At 68.4% G+C, this 24,153-nt stretch carries 20 protein-coding genes; 9 read left to right on the forward strand and 11 right to left on the reverse strand.

Annotated features, from left to right (window positions below; genetic code table 11):
- Positions 1–479 precede the first annotated feature (479 nt).
- On the forward strand, positions 480–2,024 hold the full coding sequence (locus A3OM_RS0118940) for a Dyp-type peroxidase (protein ID WP_018045354.1): 1,545 nt from the start codon (positions 480–482) through the stop codon (positions 2,022–2,024).
- A gap of 42 nt (positions 2,025–2,066) precedes the next feature.
- Here the strand turns inward: A3OM_RS0118940 and A3OM_RS0118945 are convergent, their stop codons facing one another.
- Entirely contained in the window at positions 2,067–2,903 is an 837-nt protein-coding gene (locus A3OM_RS0118945; RefSeq protein WP_018045355.1) for an SDR family NAD(P)-dependent oxidoreductase, read from the reverse strand.
- A gap of 144 nt (positions 2,904–3,047) precedes the next feature.
- On the opposite strand from A3OM_RS0118945, the gene A3OM_RS24335 reads away from it, so the two are divergent.
- Entirely contained in the window at positions 3,048–4,565 is a 1,518-nt protein-coding gene (locus tag A3OM_RS24335) for a L,D-transpeptidase family protein (protein WP_018045356.1), read from the forward strand.
- Between the two features lie 5 nt (positions 4,566–4,570).
- Here A3OM_RS24335 and A3OM_RS0118955 read toward each other — a convergent pair whose 3' ends face one another.
- From A3OM_RS0118955 to A3OM_RS0118965, 3 genes are all read right to left on the reverse strand, one after another.
- Complete coding sequence (locus A3OM_RS0118955) at positions 4,571–4,945, reverse strand: VOC family protein (RefSeq protein ID WP_018045357.1); 375 nt, start codon at positions 4,943–4,945, stop codon at positions 4,571–4,573.
- 208 nt (positions 4,946–5,153) lie between these two features.
- A complete protein-coding gene (locus tag A3OM_RS0118960; RefSeq protein ID WP_018045358.1) occupies positions 5,154–5,516 on the reverse strand; it encodes a hypothetical protein in 363 nt (120 codons plus the stop codon).
- 147 nt (positions 5,517–5,663) lie between these two features.
- Positions 5,664–6,701, reverse strand: a complete 1,038-nt coding sequence (locus A3OM_RS0118965) for an alpha/beta hydrolase (RefSeq protein WP_026176202.1) — start codon at positions 6,699–6,701, stop codon at positions 5,664–5,666.
- A 233-nt stretch (positions 6,702–6,934) separates the two neighbouring features.
- Between A3OM_RS0118965 and meaB the strand changes: the two genes are divergently transcribed.
- The 3 genes from meaB to A3OM_RS0118980 all read left to right on the forward strand — a co-directional run bounded on the left by meaB (position 6,935) and on the right by A3OM_RS0118980 (position 9,040).
- Entirely contained in the window at positions 6,935–7,939 is a 1,005-nt protein-coding gene (gene meaB / locus A3OM_RS0118970) for a methylmalonyl Co-A mutase-associated GTPase MeaB (protein WP_018045360.1), read from the forward strand.
- Positions 7,936–8,568 carry a hypothetical protein gene (locus tag A3OM_RS0118975; protein ID WP_018045361.1) on the forward strand — a complete coding sequence of 211 codons (633 nt, stop codon included), beginning with the start codon at positions 7,936–7,938 and terminating at the stop codon, positions 8,566–8,568. The genes meaB and A3OM_RS0118975 overlap by 4 nt, the downstream gene beginning before the upstream one ends.
- A 127-nt stretch (positions 8,569–8,695) precedes the next feature.
- Positions 8,696–9,040, forward strand: coding sequence for a CsbD family protein (locus A3OM_RS0118980; RefSeq protein WP_018045362.1), 345 nt, complete (start codon positions 8,696–8,698; stop codon positions 9,038–9,040).
- Between the two features lie 69 nt (positions 9,041–9,109).
- Here A3OM_RS0118980 and A3OM_RS0118985 read toward each other — a convergent pair whose 3' ends face one another.
- The 3 genes from A3OM_RS0118985 to A3OM_RS0118995 are packed head-to-tail and all read right to left on the reverse strand — an operon-like array spanning position 9,110 to position 11,819.
- Positions 9,110–9,895 (reverse strand): 3-hydroxybutyrate dehydrogenase, encoded by a 786-nt coding sequence (locus A3OM_RS0118985; protein ID WP_018045363.1) that lies wholly within the window; start codon positions 9,893–9,895, stop codon positions 9,110–9,112.
- A 26-nt stretch (positions 9,896–9,921) separates the two neighbouring features.
- Positions 9,922–10,665, reverse strand: coding sequence for an acetoacetate decarboxylase (locus tag A3OM_RS0118990; RefSeq protein WP_018045364.1), 744 nt, complete (start codon positions 10,663–10,665; stop codon positions 9,922–9,924).
- Positions 10,666–10,700: 35 nt separating this feature from the next.
- A complete protein-coding gene (locus A3OM_RS0118995; RefSeq protein ID WP_018045365.1) occupies positions 10,701–11,819 on the reverse strand; it encodes a patatin-like phospholipase family protein in 1,119 nt (372 codons plus the stop codon).
- Between the two features lie 280 nt (positions 11,820–12,099).
- Here A3OM_RS0118995 and A3OM_RS0119000 point away from each other — a divergent pair, with 280 nt between their 5' ends.
- Both A3OM_RS0119000 and A3OM_RS24340 read left to right on the forward strand, forming a co-directional pair.
- Entirely contained in the window at positions 12,100–13,062 is a 963-nt protein-coding gene (locus tag A3OM_RS0119000) for an acetyl-CoA carboxylase carboxyltransferase subunit alpha (protein ID WP_018045366.1), read from the forward strand.
- 393 nt (positions 13,063–13,455) lie between these two features.
- Positions 13,456–15,000 carry a L,D-transpeptidase family protein gene (locus A3OM_RS24340; protein WP_245257852.1) on the forward strand — a complete coding sequence of 515 codons (1,545 nt, stop codon included), beginning with the start codon at positions 13,456–13,458 and terminating at the stop codon, positions 14,998–15,000.
- A 288-nt stretch (positions 15,001–15,288) separates the two neighbouring features.
- On the opposite strand, the gene A3OM_RS0119010 is transcribed toward A3OM_RS24340, so the two are convergent.
- The 3 genes from A3OM_RS0119010 to A3OM_RS0119020 form a co-directional block, all read right to left on the reverse strand.
- A complete protein-coding gene (locus tag A3OM_RS0119010) occupies positions 15,289–15,534 on the reverse strand; it encodes a hypothetical protein (RefSeq protein WP_018045368.1) in 246 nt (81 codons plus the stop codon).
- A gap of 131 nt (positions 15,535–15,665) precedes the next feature.
- On the reverse strand, positions 15,666–16,382 hold the full coding sequence (locus tag A3OM_RS0119015; protein WP_026176203.1) for a PhoH family protein: 717 nt from the start codon (positions 16,380–16,382) through the stop codon (positions 15,666–15,668).
- Positions 16,383–16,819: 437 nt separating this feature from the next.
- Positions 16,820–19,225 carry a UvrD-helicase domain-containing protein gene (locus A3OM_RS0119020; protein ID WP_018045370.1) on the reverse strand — a complete coding sequence of 802 codons (2,406 nt, stop codon included), beginning with the start codon at positions 19,223–19,225 and terminating at the stop codon, positions 16,820–16,822.
- 142 nt (positions 19,226–19,367) lie between these two features.
- Between A3OM_RS0119020 and A3OM_RS0119025 the strand changes: the two genes are divergently transcribed.
- Positions 19,368–19,619, forward strand: a complete 252-nt coding sequence (locus A3OM_RS0119025) for a hypothetical protein (protein ID WP_018045371.1) — start codon at positions 19,368–19,370, stop codon at positions 19,617–19,619.
- A gap of 130 nt (positions 19,620–19,749) precedes the next feature.
- The gene (locus A3OM_RS24345; protein ID WP_018045372.1) at positions 19,750–23,406 is read left to right on the forward strand and encodes an AsmA family protein; all 3,657 of its coding nucleotides are present in this window, start codon (positions 19,750–19,752) and stop codon (positions 23,404–23,406) included.
- Between the two features lie 29 nt (positions 23,407–23,435).
- Here A3OM_RS24345 and A3OM_RS0119035 read toward each other — a convergent pair whose 3' ends face one another.
- Complete coding sequence (locus tag A3OM_RS0119035; protein ID WP_244478981.1) at positions 23,436–24,140, reverse strand: DUF4163 domain-containing protein; 705 nt, start codon at positions 24,138–24,140, stop codon at positions 23,436–23,438.
- Positions 24,141–24,153 lie beyond the last annotated feature (13 nt).

Here is a 24,153-nt window from a genome sequence, read left to right on the forward strand (position 1 = left end):
TCATGGACGGGAACGAACCAGTCCTGCGACGACATTTTCAGTCGAAAACCGCGCTCCTTCCGCCGGCAGCTTTCACTCCAGCGTATCGCCAGACCGCCCCCCCGTCGTGCTCAAGCGGTGACGGTCCGGTTCCGAGTGTAACACCTTTTGGTCACCCCGCGATCTATCATCATACCAATTCGTCCTTTCGATTTCGACCAGAGCGAAGTATAGACGTGTTAGCGGAAGACACAGCATTTCAGTGGCAAATCCTGCCAGGACTTCCGATCGGGACGAATCCCGAAGCGTGATCTATCCCCGGCGACTCGCAGATGCCGAGAGATCAATTCATTTCCAAAAGTCCATCAGCTTGTATTAAATGCCGGATACGGCTCAAATATTATGCCCCGGCAACTGTAGATAACCACTTTTTAAACCTGCAAACACGCAACGGGACCCGCGTGAACGGGTCCGTGTGACCATTCCGGAGGGACGACCACATGGCCCGCGATATCGCAGACGAGCCGTTGTTCCCGCTCGACGCCATCCAGGGCGACATCCTCGCCGGTTTGCCCAAGCGCCACGAGCACCTGATGTTCTTCACGATCACCGACCCGGCAGCGTTCAAGGCATTCCTCAAGTCCCTGCACATCACGAGCATGCAGGATTGCATAGACGATCGGGCCAAAATCGCGGCCCAGAAGCTCATCAACGCACAGCTCGTCCCGACGCCCGGACTGAACCTCGCATTCACCTTCGCGGGTCTGCACAGGCTCGATGTGCAGGATGCCGCGACGATGACCGGAGCGGATGCCTTCAGGGAGGGAATGGCGAGTCGCCAGGCGATCCTGCAAGACCCGCCGTCGTCCGAGTGGACGGCACTGAATCCAGACCCCGATCTCCACGGTGTCTTCATCGTCACCGGCGCTTCGCACGCCGAAGTCGTCGACGTCATGTCCCTGAGGCTGGTCCCGCCAGCCGAGAACGGATGGAGCCTGCTCCATGAGGAGGTCGGTCAGGTGCGACCGGAGCCGGTGGTGGGTCACGAACATTTCGGATACGCGGACGGCGTCTCTCAACCGGGCCTCCGGGGCCGGATCGGCCACGACACCCCGTTCCATCCGACGGCCGAGGGTGGCAAGGACAATCAGGCCGCCCTGGGCCAAGATCTCCTGTGGCCGGGCGAGTTCGTGTTCGGCTTCCCCGGACAAAATCCGAACGCCCCGCGGTTCGAGGTGAAAGGCCCGGTCGCCGAACCGCCGATCCCTTTCATGAACCACGGGGCCTATCTTGTCATTCGGCGCCTCGCCCAGTTTGTTCCGGAATTCAACGCCTCGGTGAAGACGGCTTCCGCGGCGATCCCCGCCGGAGCGGACCCAGCCGACGCCGACCTCCTCGGCGCCCAGATGGTGGGGCGCTGGAAGAGCGGTGCGGCCATGATCAACGCGCCGAGAGGTGACGACCGCAGCGTCGGGGACAACACGCCGCGCGCCAATGATTTCGAATTCGGCGAGGATCGAGAGGGCGTCGTCTGCCCGTGGGCCGCTCATATCCGCAAGGCCTATCCGCGCGACGATGTCCGGCACGAACTCGAACCCGACGAGAAGGCCATCGGCAGCGCCGAAGCGTTCACGCAGAGCCACCGCATGATGCGCCGGGGCATCTCTTTTGGGCCGGAAGTCACCGAGGCCGAGGCATTGTCCGGCGTCTCGGGCGCGATCGACAACGCCGGCACCCCCGACGAAGACAGCAAGGTGCGGCTGTCCCGCGGGTTACTGTTCAAATGCTACGTTACCTCGATCGACGACCAGTTCGAGTTCGTCCAACGGAGCTGGTGCAACGCGGACGACTTCTCCCAGCCGGCCAGCGGCATCGATCCGATCATCGGCCAATCGGCCTCTGTCGACCGTCCCTTCAAGGGCGCGGCTCCGTTCTCGCTGGTGGAGGCGAACAGGCCGGATTTCAACCTCAGGAGCTTCGTCCGGATGGAAGGCGGCGAGTATTTCTTCGCCCCCTCCATCCTGGCCCTGAAGGAACTGTCGTGACGGGGCGGCCGCATCGCCCCGGCGGGCTCCGGGGACCGCCCTTCATCGGGAAGCGAGAAAGTCCTTGAACGCCTCGGCAAAGTCCGGATGCCAGCGTGAGAGCGCGGGCCGGTTCTCGATGACGTCGCCCGCCGCCCAGGCGATGCGGCGCTCGTCCTGCTCGCGGGAGGTCTCGTTGTCGGGGCAGAGGATGTAGAAGTCGCCCCGGCCCATCGCCTCGATCATGAGTTCCACCGTCTCCTCCGGTGTCCAGGCGCCCTCGGGTTTCTCGGCCACGCCGCGCGCCTTCGTCAGGCCGGTAAAGACGAAGCCGGGGATCAGCAGGTGGGCGCTGACCGGCGCGCCCTCCCGCCCGCGCAAGTCATGCGCGAGGGCCTCCGCGACCACCTTCACCCCGGCTTTCGAGACGTTGTAGGGCGTGTTGCCCGGCGGCGTGGTGATCCCCTGTTTCGAGCCGGTGACGATGACCGCGCCGGGCTCACCCGCCTCGATCATCCCCGGAACGAAGGCCTGGATACCGTTGACGACGCCCCAGAGGTTGGTGTCGAGGATGCGCCGCCAGGTCGCGTCGTCCGAGAACAGGCGACCTCCGGCCTCGATCCCGGCATTGAGCATGACGAGCGCGGGCGCGTCGCCCGCCGCCTCGCGCAGAGCGTCCATGTCCTCGCGGCGGCCGACATCGGTGGGACGGGCCAGCACATCGGCGCCCGTCGCCGCGATCTCCCCGCGCGCCGTCTCCAATGCCTCGCCGGGCAGGTCGGCGAGGACGACCCTCATGCCGGAAACGGCGAACCGCCTGGCGGCGGCGAGCCCGATGCCGCTCGCGGCTCCCGTCACGACGGCCGTGCCGCCTCTGCGGATCGCGGGATGATGGATCATGGCACGGCCTCCTTGGCGGTTCGGGTTGGCCGGGAGGTAGGGCGGGGTGTCCCGTTTTGTCAGGGCCGCCCGACAGGGAGGCGGAGGAACTTGGTAACCATCCCGCCCGCATGATCCGGCTCTGTCTGCTCACGAGGGCTGCCTGTGTCGTCGCGTTGCGTCGTGTTCCCGTCGATCCTAAGTGCCGGCCTGTCGCCGCTCGCGCTGATGCTGTGCCTGACCGGCGCTGGCGCCGAACCGGCTCCGGTTCCCCCAGAGGCGCCCCCGGCTGCCGCCAAGCCTGCGACCAAGGCCGAGGCCGGTCCGAGACCCGACGTCGCTCCGAAGCCCGAACAGGTGGGGCCGGCGAATGCGGTCCCGCTGGCGCAAGGCGCGGAGCCGGCACCGGCGGCGCCGAAGAAATCCCGCGAACTGCCTCCCCTCGTGGTGGCGCGCGTCTCGGACGACCCCGTCCCGACGCTGGCGCCCTCGACCTTCCTCGACACGTTCCGCATGGCCGAGCGCTATCAGGCCATCGTCGATGCCGGGGGCTGGGGGACCCTGCCCGCCGACCTGACGATCAAACCGGGTGCCCGCGACCCGAACATTCCAGCACTTCGCCAGCACCTCGTCCTCACCGGCGATCTGCCGGCCGGCGTGCCGAGCTCCGACGTGCTCGACCCCATCCTCGTCTCGGCGGTGAAGGCGTTCCAGGCACGCCACGGACTGCCCGAGACCGGCATTGTCGGCCGCCAGACGGTGACCGCCCTCAACGTGCCGGCGGCGACCCGCCAGCGCCAACTCTCGGCCTCGGCCGCGCGGCAGATCGGCTCCAACTTCCCCTACGGCGACCGTTACGTGGTGGTGAACATCCCGTCGGCCGCCGTGGAGGCGGTGGAGAACGGCATCGTGGTGCGCCGCTACGTGGCCGTGGTCGGCAAGCCCGACAAGGCGACGCCGCGGATCGAGGCGCGCATCACCGACGTGAACCTCAACCCGACCTGGACCCTGCCGGTCTCCATCATCAAGAAGGAGATCATCCCCAAGATGCGGAAAGACCCGGGCTATCTCGCCCGCGAGCGGATCCGCATCCTCGGCCCCGGCGGCGTCGAGGTCGATCCGACGACCATCGACTGGGCCGGCGAGAAGGCTGCGAGCTACACGCTGCGCCAGGATTCCGGCCTCGACAACTCGCTGGGGCAGGTCCGCATCGACATGCCGAACAAACAGGCCGTGTACATGCACGACACGCCGTCGAAATCGCTGTTCGCCCGCGAGGTGCGTTTCCACTCGCATGGCTGTGTACGGGTGGCCCAGGTGAAGGAGCTGGCGGGCTGGCTTCTGGAGGGCACTCCCGGCCCGAGCGGCCCCGGCTCGACCTGGGGACCGATGGAGATCGAGGCCAATATCGCCACCAACGAGCGGCTCGATATCAAGCTGCCGAAACAGATCCCGGTCACCTTCGTCTATCTCACCGGCTACGCCACCCCGGACGGACGCGCGCATTTCCGCGACGACATCTACGGCATCGATTCGCCGGCGGTGCCGATGCGGGACGCGGTCATGACGGGCTCGATCACACCGAAGAAGGCGGCGCCCGCCGCTCCGGCGAAGGCTCCGGGCAACGCCCCGGTGCCGCCGGGCCTGATCCCGCAGAAGGCGGCGCGACCGGCCGCGAACTGACCGGATCAGCCGCGCTGCAACAGCTCGATCCGGACTCCGTCCGGTCCGTCGAGAAACGCGGTGCGAAGCCCGGGGCGGACGTCGGTGATGTCGATGACGAAGGCGACACCGCGGCGCTTCAGATCGGCGACCGTACTCTCGAGGTCGTCGACGGCCAGGCCGATATGCTCGATGCCCCGGTTCGGCGGCTTGGCGGCGGGGCCGGCCTCGGGCGCGTGCTCGATGAAGAGGGTGAGCCCCGACAGGTCGAGGACGACGCGCGTCACGGACGGCGCACCCTCGCGGGCGATCTCGCGGGCGCCGAAGGTCTCCGCGTAGAAACCGGCGGCCGCCACGGCGTCCTGGCTGCGAAGATGAAGGTGTTCGAAGCGGAAAGTCATGCGGTCCTCGCTCTGTGCCGAGACTCGTGGCAGGCATCGCGCCCATGCCGTGTTCTCAAGACCTTGCCCTATCCCGGCGGATGCCCCAGAGGCTCAGGAATAGCCCGCAGGAGCCGCCGTCAACGGCTGGCAGAGGGGATCGCGATACAAGGCCCCGCCCGTGTCCGGGCGAGGCGGTCGGCGGCAGATGGTCCTGAGGGATCAGGCCTTACGAATCGAGGCCGGCATCCTCGTCGATATCTACGAGGAACACGATGTCGGCGTCGTCCTCGCCGTCTTCATCCTCGTCCTCGTCGGGCTCTTCGGCGCTCTTGGCGTGGCGCATGTCGGGCTCGAACGGGGCGTCCTCCTCCGAATCGTCCTCGGCGAGGGCATCCTCGAAGATCTCGATCTCGTCCTCGGTGGCGGGGCGGATCTTGAGCTCGGAGGTGCCGTTCCACAGCACCTTGCCGTCGCTCTTCATCGCCTGGATGTCTTCCTTGAAGCCGTCGCAGGTGAACAGGTCGCGAGCGGTTTCCTCGGTCCCGTTGATGACCGCGATGGCCACGCCATCGATATCGAGTGTGAACATCGCACAATCCTCATTCTGGGCGCGCCGGGAGGCGGCCGCGTCGGCGTGGGAATCGTCAGACCGACAGCCGCCCGTGTAGGGGCGAACGGGGCCGAGGCCAAGACCTCAAGTCACGTCCTCAAGCTGAGTCTTCTTGCAGCGCAATATTCAGGCGCCGCCCGCCGCCCGGCCGATGGCGCGCTTGACCACGCCCTGGACCTCCGGATTCGACAGGAACAGGTCGTGGTTGATCAGGCCGCCGCCGTAATCCGAGGCGTCCGCCACGCGGACCCCGAGGGCCTCGAGGCGCTCGCGGTCGGCTGCGCCCGCACGCACGACGCCGCCCGCGATGGCACCGGAGAGTTCCAGCGCCCGGTCCTTGGTGGACGAGATCACGGTGATCTTCGACACGTCCGGCCCCATCCGCTCCACCGCCCCGGTGAACAGGTCGATGTCGATGTCGGGCGCCGCGAGGACGATGGCACCGATGCGTGCCATCGCCGCCTCGCCCGCTTCGGCGCGCAGCATGCGGATGGTCTCCAGGGTCAGCAGCGTCCCCATGGAATGGGCGACGATGTTGATGCGCCCACCGGAGGGCGAGCCCGCCAGCGCCTTGAGGAGATCCTCGAACGCGTCGCGCGACCACAGGGCGCTCTCGCGGTCGTAGCCGTAATCGAAGGTGGCGGCGGCGGACGGCCAGGTGAACAGGGCCGAGGCGCCCCGGAAACGGATGCCGTCCGACAGGCGCGCCGCACTCACCGCCGCGGAAGCGAAGCTCTCGCGGTAGCCGTGGACGTAGATCAGCACGTCTCGCCCGAAGGCGGCCTGGGTGAAGGCCGCCGCCGCGCCGGGTCCGGTCTCGACCTGCGGCACCGCCGTCACCGCCCAGTCCCCGCTGACCACGGAGGAGACCTTGCCAATGAGCGAGCGATCGGGGGCCGAGAGACGGACTTCGGCAAAGCTCAGACCGCGCCCGCGCTCGGAGCTGAAATACGGGCTCTTGGGCGGGCTGCCCACGGGCTTGCGGGTGGTCGCCACCAGCAGGATCGGGCTGACGTCGAGGTTCGATTGCCGCTCGGGGCCGGTGCCCCCGGTGACGAGCCCGTCGGTGACGCAGCCGGCGAGGCCCGGCGTGAGGCCGGCGACGCCCAGAAGGGCGGCGCCGCGGATGAGCGAGCGGCGGGTCTGCGATGGTGCTCCCGGCATGCGGTTTCGGATCATGGCGTGTCGACGGCCCCGTGATGGCCCGGCGCTCGGTCCCGGCTCTCTCGTCCTACCCTGTCGGCGACGATCGTGACCATGGCAGGGCGCGGGCGTGGCGGGGGCGATGTGAATTGCGGGCAGAGCCCGGTCCGTGGCCCGGTTGCTACAGGTACTCCCGTGCCAGGGACCCCGGTGCGACGACACGCGCCCCCTCGACGAAACCGGGCCGGCCCGGCATGAAGGGGTTCATGGCTCTTCCTCCTTCCCTCGATCTCGATTCCCTGCGCGAGCGGCTGCTCGCGGGCGACCGTGCGGCTCTGGCGCGGGCGATCACCCTGGCCGAATCGAAACGGGCCGATCACCGGGCGGCGGCGCGCGACCTCATCGATGCGGTGCTGCCGCAGACCGGCACCGCGATCCGCGTCGGCATCACCGGGGTGCCGGGAGTCGGCAAATCCACCACCATCGACAATCTCGGCGCCAACCTCACCGCCGCCGGGCACAAGGTTGCGGTGCTGGCGGTGGACCCCTCTTCCAGCCGCACCGGCGGGTCGATCCTCGGCGACAAGACCCGGATGGCGCAGCTGGCGCTTGATCCCAACGCCTTCATCCGCCCCTCCCCCTCCTCGGGAACGCTGGGGGGCGTGGCTGCCAAGACCCGCGAGACCATGCTCCTCTGCGAGGCGGCGGGGTTCGACGTCATCCTGGTGGAGACGGTGGGCGTCGGCCAGTCGGAGACGGCGGTGGCCGACCTCACCGACTTCTTCCTGGTGCTGATGCTGCCCGGCGCCGGCGACGAGTTGCAAGGCATCAAGAAAGGCATCCTCGAACTCGCCGACATGATCGCGGTGAACAAGGCCGACGACGGCGAGGGCGAGCGACGGGCCAATGCGGCGGCCGGTGAATACCGGGCCGCGCTCCACATCCTCAGCGCACCGAGTTCGAGCTGGACGCCCCCCGTCGTCACGATCTCCGGGCTCAACAACAAGCGCCTCGACGCGCTATGGGACAAGGTGGTCGACCACCGCAACAAGCTCACCGCCACCGGCGAGATCGCGAAGAAGCGCCGGGCGCAGGACGTGAAGTGGATGTGGGCCCTCGTCCACGAGCGCCTGCACCAGCGCCTCGTCGGCTCGCCCGAGGTGCGCAAGCAGACCGCGGAGGCGGAAGCCGGAGTGGCGCGGGGCGAATCCTCCCCGGCCGCCGGCGCGGAGGCCATCGCGACCCTGATCGGGCTGTGACGCGGAGGCATCTCCTCGTCACCGGCTTCGGCCCCTTCCCCGGCATGCCGCGCAACCCGAGCGAGACGCTCGCCCGGCAGGTCGGGCATCTCGGCCGGCATGGCATCGCGGGGTTCCCGGTGCGCACGCTGATCCTGCGCACCGCCTATGCGGCTCTTTCCGAGTCGTTGAAGCCGGCCCTCGCCGAGAGCCCGGCCGCCGTGCTGATGATCGGCGTCGCCGGCCGCGCCAAACGGGTTCGCGTCGAGGCCCGCGCCCTCAACCGGGCGAGCCGGCTGTTTCCCGACGCATCGGGGCGGATTCCGACCACCTTGCGGCTCGACCGTCAGGGACCGGCGCAGCGCGAAACCGCCATCGCGGCCCGCGCCTTGGTCTGCCTGAAACGACAGGGAATTTCGGCGATCCCGTCCCGGAATGCCGGCCGCTACCTTTGCAATGCCAGTTACTTCCAGGCGCTGGCCGAGCCCTGCCCGGTTCTGTTCCTCCACATCCCACCCGTCCGGGCGGCATGGCGGCGATCCGCGTCGCCCGCGCGAAAACGGCGCGATCCCCTGGCGCTCCTTCCCAGGGCGGTGGCCGAGGTGGTGCGTCTGCTGCTCATCGAAGCCCGGGAGCGACACGCCCCGTAAACCGCTCGCTCAAGAAAGTTGTCGTGCGATGGTGCGCTTGGCCGGTTCGCACGTTCTGTGACCATCGGATGCGGGCGCCGCCTTGGAAGCGCCGATCACGCGTTGTCGATTCTGAAGGAGCAGACCAATGGTTGATACGGATCGGGTCGTCGGAGCGGCCAAGGACCTCGGCGGCCGCGCACAGAGCGCCATCGGCGATGCCGTAGGATCGTCGCGCAATTCGGCGGAAGGCCGCTACCGCGAGGCGGAAGGCCGCGCCCAGGAGGTCTACGGCCAGGCCAAGGACACCCTGCGCGATGTCGCCGGAAACGTGTCGGATTACGCCGGCGAGGCCTACGATCGCGGCGGATCCTATGTCCGCGACGGCGCCCGCGCCGTGGAGAGCCGCGTCGAGGAGAACCCGCTCATCGCCCTGGTGATCGCCGGAGCCGTCGGCTACGGCCTCGCCCTGCTGCTGCACGGCCGCCGCTGAGCCTTCACGGCCAATCGCCTGTCGATCGCCCTGCCTCGCCCTCCGGCGAGGCAGGGCTTTCTGTGTCGGCTACTGCGCGGTCCAGCCGCCATCCATGGGGATGTTGGCGCCGGTGATCTGGCTGGCACCGTCGCCGCACAGGAAGACGGCGAGGGCCGCCACCTGCTCCACCGTCACGAACTGCTTGGTGGGCTGGGCTGCCAGCAGCACGTCGTTCATGACCTGCTCCTTCGTCAGGCCCCGCGCCTTCATCGTGTCGGGGATCTGCGCCTCCACCAGCGGCGTCCAGACATAGCCCGGCGAGATACAGTTCACGGTGATGCCGTGGGTGGCGAGTTCGAGGGCGGCGGTCTTGGTGAGGCCCGCGATGCCGTGCTTGGCTGAGACGTAGGCCGACTTGAACGGCGAGGCGACCAGCGAATGGGCCGAGGCGGTGTTGATGATCCGGCCCCATTTGCGCGCCTTCATGCCGGGGATGGCGTAGCGCATGGTGTAGAAGGCCGAGGACAGGTTGAGGGCGATGATCTGCTCCCACTTCTCCGGAGGGAAATCCTCGATCGGCGAGACGAACTGGACGCCGGCATTGTTCACGAGCACGTCGACCGAACCGAACGTCTCCTCGCCCAGCCGGATCAATCCCTCGATCTCGCCGGGCTTGGTCAGGTCGGCCGGGGAATAGGCCGCCTTCACGCCGAAATCGGCCTCGATCCCGGCGCGCTCCTTCTCGATGTCCTCGGGCTTGCCGAAGCCGTTGATGACGACGTTGGCGCCTTCCTTGGCGAAGGCGCGGGCATAGGCGAGGCCGATGCCGCTGGTGGACCCCGTGACGATGGCGGTCTTGGATGTCAGGATCATTGAAGCCTCTCGGGTCAACTGAGCGATCAGGCGAGATAGTCGTGCAGCACCTGCCCGTAGGGCAAGGTGAAGTCGACGATCATGTGCCGACCCCCGACGATGCGCTTCACCGGCAGGTCGGCGACCCGGCAGTTCACGTGCGGGATCAGGTCGAGGCGGGCCTCGCCGTCCCAGGCGCCGTGGACGGTGATGTCCTCCAGGCGATAGCCCACGAGCTGGGCCACTTTCGGCGCGCCGGTGACGTCGGGGAGGAGCTTGAGGTTGACGTTGAGGCGGCCGAGACCGGCCTTCACCGTATCGAGCTCCTTCTCCAGACTCTTGTGCTTGTAGGTCATGGTGCCCATCGCCACCCGCTCCTCGTCGTAATGGAGCGTGCCGGTGAGGGTGTCCTTCGTGACCTTGAGGCGGGGCACGCCCCATTTCTTCGGGAAGCCCCAGATCTCGCGGCCGGCGGTGATCGGCGGCTCGTCGTCGAGATACATCTGGATCGAGAAGTTGCAGGCTTCGCCGTTATAGGTGGCGATGGCGCCCGAGCCGCTCTCCTCGTAATCGCCGAAGCCGGAGGAATCCGGCATCTTCATCCACTCGTAATAGACGAGGTTCTCCGGGTGCGGCTCCAGGGGCTCCGGCAGCGCCCAGCGCAGGGCCTCCGCATCGGTCTCGTAGGTGATGATCAGGTATTCGCGCCTGAGGAAGCGATACGGCCCGCGCGGATAGCTCGGGCTGAAGGCGGGCATCGAGGGGACGTGCAGGATCTCGTCGCGGGTCATGGCGTGGGGCTCCCGTGTAGAAGGTCAGGGCAGGGTCAGTCGCGGGCGTCCCGCGTCAGGTCGAACACGGCGACGCCGGTTTCGTCGTGCACCCGGTCGCACCAGGCGGGGGAGCGCAGAGAGCGGCGCATGTCACCGGCACCCGCCGCCCAATGTTCGAGCATGGTGGCGCGGGAGAACTCGTAATCCTTCGAGTTCCCTTCATAGGCCTTCCGCCGGTAGATCAGCTGCATCACGGTCGTGAAATTGGCGTGGGTGACCTGGCGCAGGTAGTTGACGTCCTCGTCGCTCATCAGCTCCGGCGGCAGCTTCTCGGCCAGCCGCCGGAACGCGGCCTTCGCCCGGCGGGCTTCGAGGTTCTTGTCGGTGTTGAGCCGGGTGCGGCTCGAGAAGCGGATGTCCTTCTCGCGCTCTGCCGATTCGATGAGAGTGCGCGGCATCGGCCCGCGCGCCGCGAACAGGTCGACCTGATAGACCACGAGGTCGCGGGTGCGCTCCTCGTCGAGGATGTATTGCAGGGGCGTGTTCGAGACGATGCCGCCGTCCCAATATTGCTCGCCGTCGATGGTCACCGGCGGAAACCCCGGCGGTAGCGCGCCAGAGGCCATGATGTGCTCGGGCGTGATCCGGTCGCAGCGATTGTCGAAATAGACGAAGTTGCCGGTGCGCACGTTCACGGCGCCGATGCTGAGCCGGGTCCGGCCCTCGTTGATGAGATCGAAATCCACGAGCCGCTCCAGCGTCGCCTTCAGCGGAGCGGTGTCGTAGTAGCTCAGCGCTTCCGGCGCGCCGGGTGGGTAGAGGGTGGCCGGAGGAAAGCGCGGCTTGAAGAAACCGGGCACGCCCACGGTGGCGATCCAATTGGCGCTGGCCTCGTTGAAGGCCGCCCGCGCCTGCTCACCGGGGAACCAGGGCGAGCCCATTACCCCGGAGGAGACCTGCTCCCAGAACGCCCTCAGCCGCTCCACGCGGCGCTCGGGCGGGTTGCCGGCGATCAGGGCCGCGTTGATGGCGCCGATGGAGATGCCCGCCACCCAATCGGGCGCGATGGCCTCCGCCGCCAGTGTCTCGTAGATGCCGGCCTGATAGGAGCCGAGGGCTCCGCCTCCCTGAAGCACGAGGACATGGGACTCGCCGCTGGAAAACTCTGTCACGGGCGCGGACCTCTCACGGACGTCCCTCGACGCCGTTCACCGGTGAAGCAAGGTGGACGTCGAACGATGACGGCACCATGACCCAAGGCCGAACCAATGACCATCGTCCCGCAGTGCGAAGACGGCTCGGGAGGGCGGGATGGTTGACAGGCGGTGTTCCTTCGCCAACACCGCCGGGCCAACCGCGGCTTTTCCCGCCCGCCCCGAACGCCTCCCGCCGCCGTCATGCCCGGCACGGCCCGACGGCGCGCCGACGGCGACGAACAAGGATCTCTGACCGATGTCGGTGACGCGCTCCTATCTCGATTTCGAGAAGCCGGTGGCCGAGCTCGAATCCAAGCTGGAGGAGCTGAGGACCCTGGCCTCCCGCGACGGCGCAGTCTCCATCAGCGAGGAAGTCGGCCGCCTGGAAGCCAAGGCGGCGTCCGCCCTCTCCGATATCTACGCCACCCTGACGCCCTGGCAGAAGACGCAGGTGGCGCGCCATCCGCAGCGCCCGCACTTCATCGATTACTGCGCCGGCCTGATCACCGAGTTCACGCCCCTGGCCGGTGACCGCCATTACGGAGAGGACCAGGCCATCGTCGCCGGCTTCGGCCGCTTCGAGGGCCGCGCCGTCTGCGTGCTCGGCCAGGAGAAGGGCTCCACCACCGAAAGCCGCCTGCGCCACAATTTCGGAATGGCCAAGCCCGAAGGCTACCGCAAGGCGGTGCGGCTGATGGAAATGGCCGACCGGTTCGGCCTTCCCGTCCTCGCCTTCGTCGATACGGCCGGTGCCTTTCCCGGCATCGAGGCCGAAGAGCGCGGCCAGGCCGAGGCCATTGCCCGCTCCACCGAGACCTGCCTCGGACTCGGCGTGCCCAACGTCGCCGTGGTCATCGGCGAAGGCGGGTCTGGGGGCGCCATCGCGCTCGCCACCGCCAACCGCGTCCTCATGCTGGAACACGCGATCTACGGCGTGATCTCGCCGGAGGGCGCGGCCTCGATCCTCTGGCGCGATCAGGGCCGGGCGGCGGATGCGGCCACCGCCATGAAGATCACGGCCCAGGATCTCCTGCGTCTCGGCATCATCGACGGCATCATCCCGGAGGCCACCGGCGGCGCTCATCGCGGACGCGACGCGGCGATCGCCAACACGGGCAAGGCCGTGGCCAAGGCGCTGGCCGAATTCGACGGTCTGAGCCCCGACGAGATCCGCGACCGCCGGGCGGCGAAGTTCCTCGATATCGGCCGCAAACTGTAGGCCGGTTATCTATGCGTCGTTTTGGCGCACAAGCCTCAAGGAACCGAGAAGGGTTTTGTTAAACCCCGCCTCTTCTGCCCATTTGGAGCTCGCCGCTTCGGGCGGCATGTCTCCACGCCCTCCGCGCTGGGACCGGAAATACCAGCGGAATCAAGTCGATTGCCGTCCAGCCGGCGTCCCCGAACGTCGAGGCCGACCGACCGATTGCGGCAAGGTGTTGCCCACACTGAGGAAGCCACCGAAATCCACATCTCGCCACGCCGGCCATTTGCGTCTTCTTGCGGTAACAACCGGGTAAGTTTAACGACGCTATTGGGTTGGGGAGTGGCGTTCGACGGGCGAGATCCCGCGAGCGCATGTATGAGGACGGGGTTCCCCATGGCTTTGCGCCCGCTGGCTCTACGCTTGGCTACGGCTGCCGGTGTCGTTGCGCTCGCTCTCTCCCTCACCGCCTGCCAGGATGGCTCGATGGGCGGCGGCGTGCCGCTGCGCGCCCTCACGCCCGTCCCGGCCAAGACCCTGGCGCTGATGGCCCAGAAGGGCATGTCCGCCAACGACCCCATCCTGATCCGCGCCTACAAGAAGGAAGCGGAGATGGAGGTGTGGAAGCGCGGCACGAACGGCCAGTACGCGCTCCTCAAGACCTTCCCGATCTGCCGCTGGTCGGGCCAGCTCGGCCCCAAGACCAAGCAGGGCGACCGGCAGGCCCCCGAGGGCTTCTACACGGTGACGCCGGGGCAGATGAACCCGAACTCGTCCTATTACCTCTCCTTCGATACCGGCTACCCGAACAATTACGACCGGGCCAACGGCCGGACGGGCAATTACATCATGGTGCACGGCACCTGCTCGTCCTCGGGCTGTTTCGCCATGACCGACGAGTCCATGGGCGAGCTCTACGCCCTGGCACGCGATTCCTTCGCCGGCGGGCAGCGCGCGTTCCAGTTCCAGTCCTATCCGTTCCGGATGACGGCGCAGAACTTCGCCAAGTATCGCAACGACCCGAACGCGCCGTTCTGGAAGAACCTGAAGGAAGGCTCGGATTATTTCGAGGCCCTGCGCGAGGAGCCGCGCGTGAACGTCTGCGGCACGCGCTACGTCTTCGGCGGCCAGGACGTGGCCGCCGGCTCGTGCTCGCCGAAGGTGGACACGCTCGTCGCCGAGAAGCGGGCGAAGGACAACCACGACATCGCCGAACTCGTCGCCAAGGGCACGCCGGCGACCAGGGTCGTCTATGACGATGGCGGCCAGAACCCGGTCTTCCGTCCCCAGGCTCCCGCCTCGACCTTGGCCTTCGCCAACCTGACGAAGAAGGACGAGCCGGAGGCGCCCTACGACCCCAAGGAATACGCCCGCCACCATCTCGGCGAAGTGAGCCGGCCCGAGAGCCTGGCTGCCGGCGAGCGCGAGGTCGAGGTGGATGCCAAGGGACGTCCGGTGATGCTGGCCGCCGCCGAGGCTCCGATCCCGACCAAGGCCGCTGCGGCGGTCCTCAAGGCGGGTTCCGACAAGACCAAGCCCGGCAGCGTCGTCGCCAAGACGAACGCGGCACCCGAACCGCTGAAGCCCGCGACGCCAGCGCGCATCATGGTGGCCGATGCCGATGTGGATTCGCCCTCTTACACGAAGGTTCTGGGCAGTCTCCTCACCGGCAAGGCCTCGCCGACCCCTGCAGCCGACGCCGCCACGATCCCGGCCGCCGCCGCCGCTGCCCCGGAGACGATCCAGCCGGCGCCGAAATCCGGCAAGGCCACCCATACCGCCCATGCGATCACGGTGCCGACGGTGACCGGCGCCGTCGGGCAGAAGGCCAAGGTGGCGGCCGAGCCCGCCAAGGCCGGAAAGCCTCCGGCGGCCAAGGCCGTTCCCGCCAAGGAGGCCACGGCCAAGGACGGTTTGGTGAAGGATGGTACCGCGAAGGCGACGCCGAAGCTCTGAGGCTCGCTTTGGCCGAATAGACGCATCGCAACTTTATCGGCGGAATCCCGGATCGGGTTCCGCTAGCGCCCCACTCCCCGGGGAACGGAGCCGGGATCGAACTCTCCCGCCGTCCTCACGCCAACGCCCCCTTCCCGGAGACCCGCAGGGCCAGCGAAGGGTCTTGCGAGACCCAGCGGGGGACGGGCCGCGAGCGGCGAGATCGTCCGATTCGGTGAACCGGGAAATTCGATGGGCCAAGAAAAAGGGCCCCTCAGGGCCCTTTCGTCGTTCGGATCGCTGCTGCGATCACATGCGGTGCATGCGACGGTGATGCATCATCCGGTGACGCATGTGGTTGCGGTGCATGCGCATGTGGTGACGACGGTGCATGCGGCGATGCATCCGGTGCTCCCCACGGTGCATGCGCACGGGGGTGACGGTCTCGGAGGACGTCACGCCCATCGGGGCGCCGGGAGCGGCCGAAGCGCTTGTCGCGAGGGCGCCAGCACCGAGGCTTCCGACCATGGCAAGCGCGAAGATCAATTTTTTCATCGGGCGTTTCCGTTCTCTTTCACCCGAGCGCGGCGCTCGGATTGATCTCCCCCGCTCGCGCCGGAGAGACGATTGCCGCACGCCGAGACGTGCGGCGGGGCCGGTTCGACCCGCCGCTGATAACACTCAAGTCAGAGTTTCGTTTCCTCGAAAGCCCGAACCCATTCGGCGCAGATGCCCGAGCGGACGATGTCGTCGAGGGTGAATTCGACGATGGGAACCTGCATCATGCGGCTCTTCACGAGATGGATCACGGTCCTGAGGCCCGACGTCTCGCGCAGGTCGGTCTGGGACACGTCGCCGTTGATGATGACCTGGCAATCGTCGCCGATGCGGGTCAGGAACATCTTGATCTCGGCGGTGGTGGTGTTCTGCGCCTCATCGAGGATCACGAGGCAGTTCTTGAAGGTGCGTCCGCGCATCACCTCGAAGGGGACCACCTCGATGTCGCCGGTCTTCATGGCGATCTCGTAGGCGGCGTCGCCCATGCGCTCCTTCATGGTCTCGGTCAGCGGCGTGACCCAGGGCGCGATCTTTTCCTCCAAGCTGCCGGGAAAGAAGCCCAGCGAGCGGCCCGATGGCACGTTGGGACGGGTGATGATGACCTTGGCGATGCGGCGCTGGCGGAGCTGATCCGCGGCGCGGGTTCCGGCGATGTAGGTCTTGCCGGTGCCGGCCGGACCGAGAACGATGACCTGCTTGCTGACGGCGAGGGCATCCAGGTACTCGGCCTGTCGGACGGTGAGAGGCTGGATAGGGCCTAAGTTACGCTCGTCGTCGAACCGGGTGCGGTGCAGCCGCACCGGGCGGTCTTCTACCAGCTCAAGTCGTGTGCGCCGTCTTTTCATCGATCAACACTCCAACTGGACTTGCCAACTAGGGTTCAACTGATCTTCGACCTGCCTACGCGCCCTGCCCTCGATAATATTTGTTACACTATCTCTGACAATCGTTAACGAAAGAATTCGACGGCAGGTCTTTTAGTTCCAGATGTCGACCCACGACCTGTGGACGACTTGGCCTATGAGTGACGGGCTCCCGGTGCGGCAAGCCACGAATCACCCACGCACACACCATGCCGCTCCGGTGGCGACAGGGGCATGACGGCACGAAATCCTGGACGTGTGTCGAAGTTTCGCTTCGGAAACGCGCAGATGCGGGAGAGTTTCAGTTTTCGACAGGTGAGATGGTGGAACGACGAAGCATCCATCTCGACCACGGCCCTTCACGAGGGGCGAAACCGGCCGGGTCCGCACGACGTGTCGCATGCGGCCGGCGGGGTGCTTCACCCTGGCTGGATGAAACTGTCGAGAACCATCTTGCGGCCGGCCTTATCGAAGTCAACCGTCAGCTTGTTGCCGTCGACAGCCGCCACGCTGCCGGGGCCGAACTTGGTGTGGAAGACTCGCATACCATCCGAAAACGCGGATGGCGCACCCGTCGACTTCGCCACGAGCTCGCCTTCGATCTGGCGCGGTCCGCCGTTGCTCCGGCCGGGCGAGGACGATCTTCCGAAACCTTGCCCACCCCCGCCTCCGAACCCCTGGTTTCCCGCGGTGTTGGCCTGCGCCCGCTGCCAGCCCGGCGTCCCGTAGGACGAGCCGAACGGCGCCGGGTTCCGGTCGAAGCGCGAGGCACCGGCGGAGAAATGCGCGGGGGCGTCGACCACGTCGACGGCGTCGGCGGGCAACTCGTCGATGAAGCGGCTCGGCACCGTGGAGGACCACAGGCCGTGGATGCGCCGGTTGACGGCAAAGGACAGCTTGGCGCGCTTGCGCGCGCGGGTCAGGCCCACATGGGCGAGGCGGCGCTCCTCCTCGAGCCCGGCCCGGCCGCTCTCGTCGAGCGCCCTCTGGTTCGGGAACAGGCCGTCCTCCCAGCCGGGCAGGAACACCGTGTCGAATTCGAGCCCCTTGGCGGCATGCAGCGTCATCAGCGAGACCCGGTCCGCCCCCTCCTGCTCGCTCGCCTCCATCACCAGGGAGACGTGTTCGAGGAAGGCCGCCATGTCGGGGAATTCCTCCATGGAGCGCACGAACTCCTTGAGGTTTTCGAGACGCCCGGCGGCATCGGCGGATTTGTCCTTCTGCCACATCTCGGTGTAGCCGGATTCCTCCAGAACGGTCTGGGCCACCTCGGAATGGGGCTGGGTGCCGACCATCCGCGCCCACCGCGAAAAACTCTCCACCAGGGCGCGGACGCCGGAGCGGGCGCGGGGCTTCAGCTCGTCGGTCTCGATCAGGCTGCGCGCCGCCTGGAGCAGCGGCACGCGCTGCGAGCGGGAATAACCGTGCAGGATCTGCAGGGTGGCATCGCCCAGGCCGCGCTTCGGTGTGTTGAAGATTCGCTCGAAGGCGAGGTCGTCGGCCGGGTTCATGGTGACGCGCAGATAGGCCAGGGCATCGCGGATCTCGGCGCGCTCGTAGAAGCGCGGGCCGCCGATGACGCGATACGGCAGGCCGAGCTGGACGAACCGGTCCTCGATCTCGCGCATCTGGGCCGAGATGCGCACCAGCACGGCGATCTCGGAGAGCGGATGCTGCCTGGCCTGCAGGCTCTCGATGGATTCGCCGAGCTGGCGCGCCTCTTCCTCCGAATCCCAGGCGCCCGATACCGTCACCTTCTCGCCGGCCACGTCCTCGGTGCGCAGGGTCTTGCCGAGGCGGCCCTCGTTCCTGGCGATGAGCCCCGAGGCGGCGGCGAGGATGTGGCCGGTGGAGCGGTAGTTGCGCTCCAGCCTGACCACCACGGCGCCGGGGAAATCATGCTCGAAGCGCAGGATGTTGTCGACTTCCGCCCCGCGCCAGCCATAGATCGACTGGTCGTCGTCGCCGACGCAGGCGACGTTGCGGTGGCCCTGCGCCAGCAGTCGCAGCCAGAGATACTGGGCGACGTTGGTGTCCTGGTACTCGTCCACAAGGATGTAGCGGAAGCGCTGCTGGTAATTGGCCAGCACGTCCGGGTTCTCGCGCCACAGCTTCAGGCAGAGCAGCAGGAGATCGCCGAAATCGGCGGCGTTCAGGGTCAGGAGCCGGGCCTGATAGGCGGTGTAGAGGGAGCCGCCCTTGCCGAACGCAAAGGCGCTCGCTTCGCCGGGGGGTACCTGCTCGGGCAGGAGCCCGCGGTTCTTCCACCCGTCGATGGCCGAGGACAGGGCGCGGGCGGGCCAGCGCTTCTCGTCGATGTTCTGGTCGACGATGACCTGCTTCATCAGGCGAAGCTGGTCGTCCATCCCCAGGATCGTGAAGTCGGATTTCAGCCCCACCATCTCGGCGTGCCGGCGCAGGATCTTGGTGCCGATGGAATGGAACGTGCCGAGCCAGGGCATCCCCTCGCCGGCCGGGCCGATGAGGGAACCGATGCGGTGCTTCATCTCGCGGGCGGCCTTGTTGGTGAAGGTCACCGACAGGATGTCGAAAGGCCGCGCCTTACCGGTCGAGACCAGATGGGCGATTCGCGTGGTGAGCACCCGCGTCTTGCCGGTGCCCGCGCCCGCGAGGACGAGGACCGGCCCTTCCGTCGTCTCGACGGCGCGGCGCTGCTCGGGGTTCAGCCCTTCGAGATAGGGGGAGCCCTGCGGCCTGAGGGAGGCCATGGCGCGGGCGGCGATGGAGCTCTGCGCGGCCTCGGCCGCCACGCCGGAGGCCGGCGCCGGCACGGACGCCGCCGCTGCGTCGGGATGCTGTTTCATGCTGCCTCCCTGGACCAAAACGCGAACGGCGTCGAGGGTCGGGACAACGGGGCCGCCCCGCCCTCGGCCGGAATACGGAACTCCGGCTTCATTTCGGGCGTCGTCTGACCATATCCCGGCCGTCATCACAGAAGGCTCCACCATGCGCACGAGTTCCTTGTCCGTCCTCTGCCTCGCGGCCCTGGCGGGCGGCCTCGCCTTGTCTCCGGCCATGGCCCAGTCCCCCGGCACCCGGTCGCTTAACGAGACCAACGACCGTCTTTCCAGACAGAGTGAGATTCGCGGCGTCCGGCACCAGCAGCAGTTCGAGAACAACCAGATCCGCATGCAGATGCAGCGCAACGAGATCACCCGTCCGGCGCCGATCGGCCCCGGCATCGCCCCGCGCCGCTGATCGGACCGGTCAAGGGTGACGCCCGGCACCTGTTGACCGCGGGGTTCGACCCTGGCGCGCATCCGGGATCGGTGTGCTATGCCGCATGGGGTGGGGGCACGAACCGGGCATGACGTCCGGTTGAGACCACGTGACCGCCCCATGGCAGGCTCCGAGACCGGGCCGGATCGAGGCGGAAACCAAGACGGTGCGAGACATCCTGACCGCGCTGGCGGGCGCCGTCATCCTGATCCTCGTCGCGGCCCTCGCGGTCCCGCCCCTCGTGGCCTGGGAAAGCTACCGCATGCTGGTGGACCGGGCGATCGGGCGATCCCTCGGCCTCGAGGCACGGACCGAAGGGCGGATCGGCATCAGGCTCCTGCCCTCGCCGCGATTGAGCGTCGATCGCCTCCGCATCGGGGGACAGGCCGACAAGCCGGCCCTCGACCTCCAGTCCGTCGCGGCCGAGATCGGCCTCACGCCGCTGCTCACGGGAGACATCCGCTTCACCGAGACGCGGATCGGCCGGGCTGAGATCAAGCTTCCGATCAGCGACGACGACGCGATCCGCCTGCCCGCCGACCTCTACCGGACCCTCGCCGGCCAAGACTTGGCCATCGAGGACCTGACGATCGGGCAGGTCGTGCTGACCACCCTCGTGCCGCAGAGCGGCCGCACCGATCAGGTCCGGGCCGAGGCGGTGCATCTCTCCGCGCCCCGGCTGCTCGGACCCTGGCGGATCGAGGGGATGAGCGGCGCGGTCGCCTTCCGCATCGCCACCGGCGAGCCCGCGGAGGACGGCAGCGTCGCGGTGAAGATTTCGGGCGGCGGCGACACCCATCCGCGTTTCGAGGCCGATGCCCGCATCCGCCTCGACCCGATGGCGGGCGAGCCGGAGGCGACCGGGGACGCCCCGCGGGCGATGATCCCGAAAGCGGAAGGCACGGCACGGGTCGTGGTCGGGCCGCCGGTCCAGGTCGCGGGCGCCTACCTGCCGTTCTCGCTGGGCGGGACGTTCAAGGCCCGCGGCCCCATCGTGCGCTTCTCCGACGTGAAGGCCGAGATCGATCCCGGCGGTCAGGCCATGCGCCTCGCCGGCACCGGGCGGATCGACCTGCGGGCCTGGAGGGCGGCACTGACCCTGGAGACGCGCCGCCTGGACCTCGACGCCTTCCTGATCTCCACGGGAGGACAGGCCCTCCTGGCGCGCGGGATGCCGCGCGCGAATTCCGAGTTGCCGATGATGGTCGATCTCGATCTCGGCATCGAGAGCGTCGCCCTCGGTCTCGACGATTGGACCAAGCTTCAACTCTCCGGCACGTTCGACCGGACGGGGGGGCTCGCCCTCCGGCGCTTCTCGGTGACGGCACCGGGCGAGGCGGCCCTCACCGCCTCCGGTGAGCTCGATACGCAGCCTGCCCTCCGGTTCACGGGCAACATTTCCCTCGACGCTGCCGCATCGGACGGGTTCGGACGGTACCTGCGCAAGTTCGGCCTCGGCGGCCCGGCCGTCGCGGTGATGGACGGGCGCCCGATCCAGGCATCCGCCGACCTCTCGACGGCGAGCCCGTCGCTGTCGCTACGCAACCTGCGGCTCTCCCTCGGCGAGGCGCGGATCACCGGCAACGCCCGCTACACCCAGGCGGAGGCGGGCGGGCGCGGCCGCTTCGACGCGCAGCTCTCGGCGCAGGGCGTCGACATCGCGGCCCTGCCCTCCTTCGGCAGTGCCCTGTCCGGCCTCCACGACCACGATATCGGTCTGACGATCCAAGCGCGGGACGTGCGCTACGGGCCGGCCGGAGCGCGTTCGGGCAATGGGACCATCGCCGCGAGCATCCAATCGGACGGGGCGAGCCTCAATGTCGGCAGCCTCGACGTCACGGATGTGGCCGGCGCCAACGCTAAGCTCTCCGGCCGCATCGCCCCTGACGGGTCCGGCCGCATCGCCGGCCGGATGTGGGCGCCGGTGGCCGCCCCCCTCATCGCCCTCCTCGACAGGACCTGGATCGCCGAGGCCCGGATGATCCCCGGCTTCCTCCGGGCCGGTGCCCTCGACCTCGCCGTGACCCTGGAGCGCGAGGCCGGGGACGCCGACACCCTGCGCACCAGCGCCGACGGGACCGCGGCGGGCGGCAGCCTCGACCTCGACCTGCTGTCGCGGGGCGGCCGCATCGACAGCCTCTCCCTTGGATTGACCACCCCGCTCGCCGGGCGCTGGTTCGAACGCGAGGACATGGTGGCCCTGCGCAAGCCCGCCGCCCTGCGCATCACCGGGACACGTGGACAGGCCGGAGCCGATGGCGCGGTCCCGCCCCTCGGCCTCGACATCTCCGGCACCATCGCCGACCTCACCCTCTCGACGGTGAATCCGGTCGTGCCCGGTCCGGGGCAGGCCCCGCCGGAGGCTGGCGAGATCCAGGTGAAGACACCCGACATCGCGCCCTTCCTCCTCCTCGCCGGCAGCACCTCCGCCCTGCCCTCGCCGCTACCGGCGGACTTGCTGGTGGGGTTGTCGCGGGCGGGGCGGGATGCCCATGCGGATGTGGCCGGGCGGATCGCCGGGGCCACGATCCTCGCCAACGTCAACCGGTCGCCGGCGGGCGACATCTTCGGCAGCGTGGCGCTGGGGCGGCTGTCGTTGCCCTGGCTCGCCGCGGCCCTGGTGATTCCCCCGGACGGGAAGAAGCAAGAGGCCGGGGACGGTGCCCGGTTCGGCACCCCGCCGGCGGACCGGCCGCCCATCGACCTCGACGTGAGAGTAGACGCGCTCGAACTCGGCCGACGCTTCACCGCAGAGGGCGCGGCCTTTGGTGCCCGTCTCGACAACGGCGTCCTCTCGATCCGCGACCTCAGCGGCCGCCTCGCCGGGGGCCGTCTCATGGGGACCGTCACGCTGTCCCGGCAGGGCGGAGCGGCGGCGCTCACCGGGGAAGGGAGCCTGAGCGACGCTTCCATCGCCGATCTCGTCGGTCCGGGGCCGATCTCCGGCCGCGCCAGCGCGACCCTGCGCTTCGGTGCCTCGGGCCAGAGCGTCGCGAACATGGCGAACAATCTCGGCGGCAGCGGCGATATCGCCCTGACCGATCTCGTGCTGCCCGGCGGCGATCCGGGCGGGATCGAGCGCGCCCTGGTGAAAGCCCTCGCAGAGAACGATCCGCTTCGGGACGGACGGCTCCAGGCCCTCGTTACCGAGGAACTCGCCGCCGCGCCGATGGCGGTGAAGGGGACCGTGAAGGCGCCCGCGACCCTCTCCGGCGGGTCGCTCCGCGCGGCCCCCCTCGCCTTTGATCTCGGTGGACCGCGCTGGGCCGGCACCCTCGCCATCGACCTGAATACCGGGCGGTTCGATGCGCGCGGGACATTGACGGGAGGCGGATCGCCGAAGGGCTGGACGGGCGGGGTTCCGGCAGTGCAGCTCGCCTATTCCGGCCTGCTCAGCAAACCCGAGCGCAGCGTCGATGCCGGCCCGCTGACCAACGGCCTCGCCGCCGTGGTCCTCCAGCGAGAGCTCGACAAGATCGAGCTGTTCGAGGCGGATCAGATCGAGCGCCAGCGGCGTCGCGCACGGATCGAGATGGACAGGGCCCGCGCCGCGGCCATCAAGGCGGCGGCCGACAAGGCCGCGGCGGAGAAAGCCGCGGCCGAGAAAGCGGCAGCGGAGAAGGCGGCCGCCGAGGAAGCCGCTCGTCAGGCGCGCATCCGCGCCCTGGCACCGAGCCTGGAGGATGCCGCGCGCCGTGCCGCCGACGGGCTGCCGGTGCTGGAGGTTCCAGGCCGGGCCGTCGATCCGACCGCGCCGCAGCCCTGATGACGACCGGCTTCGAGGCGTCAAGACGATCAGGGAGCCGGCCGCGCGGCCCGGGCGGCGGTGATCGCATCGGTGAGCACCGGATTGGCACCCTCGGCCGTCAGGGTCGCCACCGGAACGACCACCACGTCGGCGCAGGCCTGGACCACGTGGGCGAGGTCGAACTGCACCGCGAGGCCGCCCGCCTTCGCATCGGGCCAGACGGTCATGGCCGGAGGCCCGTCGCCATTCGGCATGGCGACCGCCTCGCGGCACTCGTCGTCATCGGCATCCGCCTTCGCCTGGCCGGTCCTGGGGCGATAAGCCTTGAGGTAGAGGTCGAAGAGCCGCTTGGAGGACAGGGACACCATCCTGCTTCCATCCATCTCGGTCTGGAGCGCCACCTTGCCGGTGAGGGCGGGCGGAAGCAGCGCGGTCCAATCGACGGGAGCACCGGAGACGAGGTCGTAGACGATCGCCGAGGTGCCGGTATTGGGATGTGCGCCGCCGCAGAAGGCGCTGTCCGTCATCGTGTAGCTGAGGAAGCGGGGACCCCGCATGGTCACCTCGATGTGCCGGCCGTAATCGGCATGTTTGCCTCCCTCCGCCAGACACTCGGCGGCGGCTTTCCGCACCGCTCCGTCGAGGCGCTGCACGGCGGCGTTGATCCGCCGTTCCGCGTCGTCGACGGGGTTGGCGATCCGCGGCATCGCCGGCAGATCCTTGGCGAGATCGGGGGGGACCTCGAGGGACACCGCCCTGTCCGCC

Origin of the sequence: Methylobacterium sp. 88A (assembly GCF_000376345.1) — a bacterium.
GTDB lineage: Bacteria > Pseudomonadota > Alphaproteobacteria > Rhizobiales > Beijerinckiaceae > Methylobacterium > Methylobacterium bullatum.

Coding starts and splice junctions, on each gene's coding strand:
- A3OM_RS0118940 (WP_018045354.1), top strand. CDS start 480: ATGGCCCGCGATATCGCAGACGAGCCGTTGTTCCCGCTCGACGCCATC.
- A3OM_RS0118945 (WP_018045355.1), bottom strand. CDS start 2,903: ATGATCCATCATCCCGCGATCCGCAGAGGCGGCACGGCCGTCGTGACG.
- A3OM_RS0118955 (WP_018045357.1), bottom strand. CDS start 4,945: ATGACTTTCCGCTTCGAACACCTTCATCTTCGCAGCCAGGACGCCGTG.
- A3OM_RS0118960 (WP_018045358.1), bottom strand. CDS start 5,516: ATGTTCACACTCGATATCGATGGCGTGGCCATCGCGGTCATCAACGGG.
- A3OM_RS0118965 (WP_026176202.1), bottom strand. CDS start 6,701: ATGCCGGGAGCACCATCGCAGACCCGCCGCTCGCTCATCCGCGGCGCC.
- meaB (WP_018045360.1), top strand. CDS start 6,935: ATGAAGGGGTTCATGGCTCTTCCTCCTTCCCTCGATCTCGATTCCCTG.
- A3OM_RS0118980 (WP_018045362.1), top strand. CDS start 8,696: ATGGTTGATACGGATCGGGTCGTCGGAGCGGCCAAGGACCTCGGCGGC.
- A3OM_RS0118985 (WP_018045363.1), bottom strand. CDS start 9,895: ATGATCCTGACATCCAAGACCGCCATCGTCACGGGGTCCACCAGCGGC.
- A3OM_RS0118990 (WP_018045364.1), bottom strand. CDS start 10,665: ATGACCCGCGACGAGATCCTGCACGTCCCCTCGATGCCCGCCTTCAGC.
- A3OM_RS0119000 (WP_018045366.1), top strand. CDS start 12,100: ATGTCGGTGACGCGCTCCTATCTCGATTTCGAGAAGCCGGTGGCCGAG.
- A3OM_RS0119010 (WP_018045368.1), bottom strand. CDS start 15,534: ATGAAAAAATTGATCTTCGCGCTTGCCATGGTCGGAAGCCTCGGTGCT.
- A3OM_RS0119015 (WP_026176203.1), bottom strand. CDS start 16,382: ATGAAAAGACGGCGCACACGACTTGAGCTGGTAGAAGACCGCCCGGTG.
- A3OM_RS0119020 (WP_018045370.1), bottom strand. CDS start 19,225: ATGAAACAGCATCCCGACGCAGCGGCGGCGTCCGTGCCGGCGCCGGCC.
- A3OM_RS0119025 (WP_018045371.1), top strand. CDS start 19,368: ATGCGCACGAGTTCCTTGTCCGTCCTCTGCCTCGCGGCCCTGGCGGGC.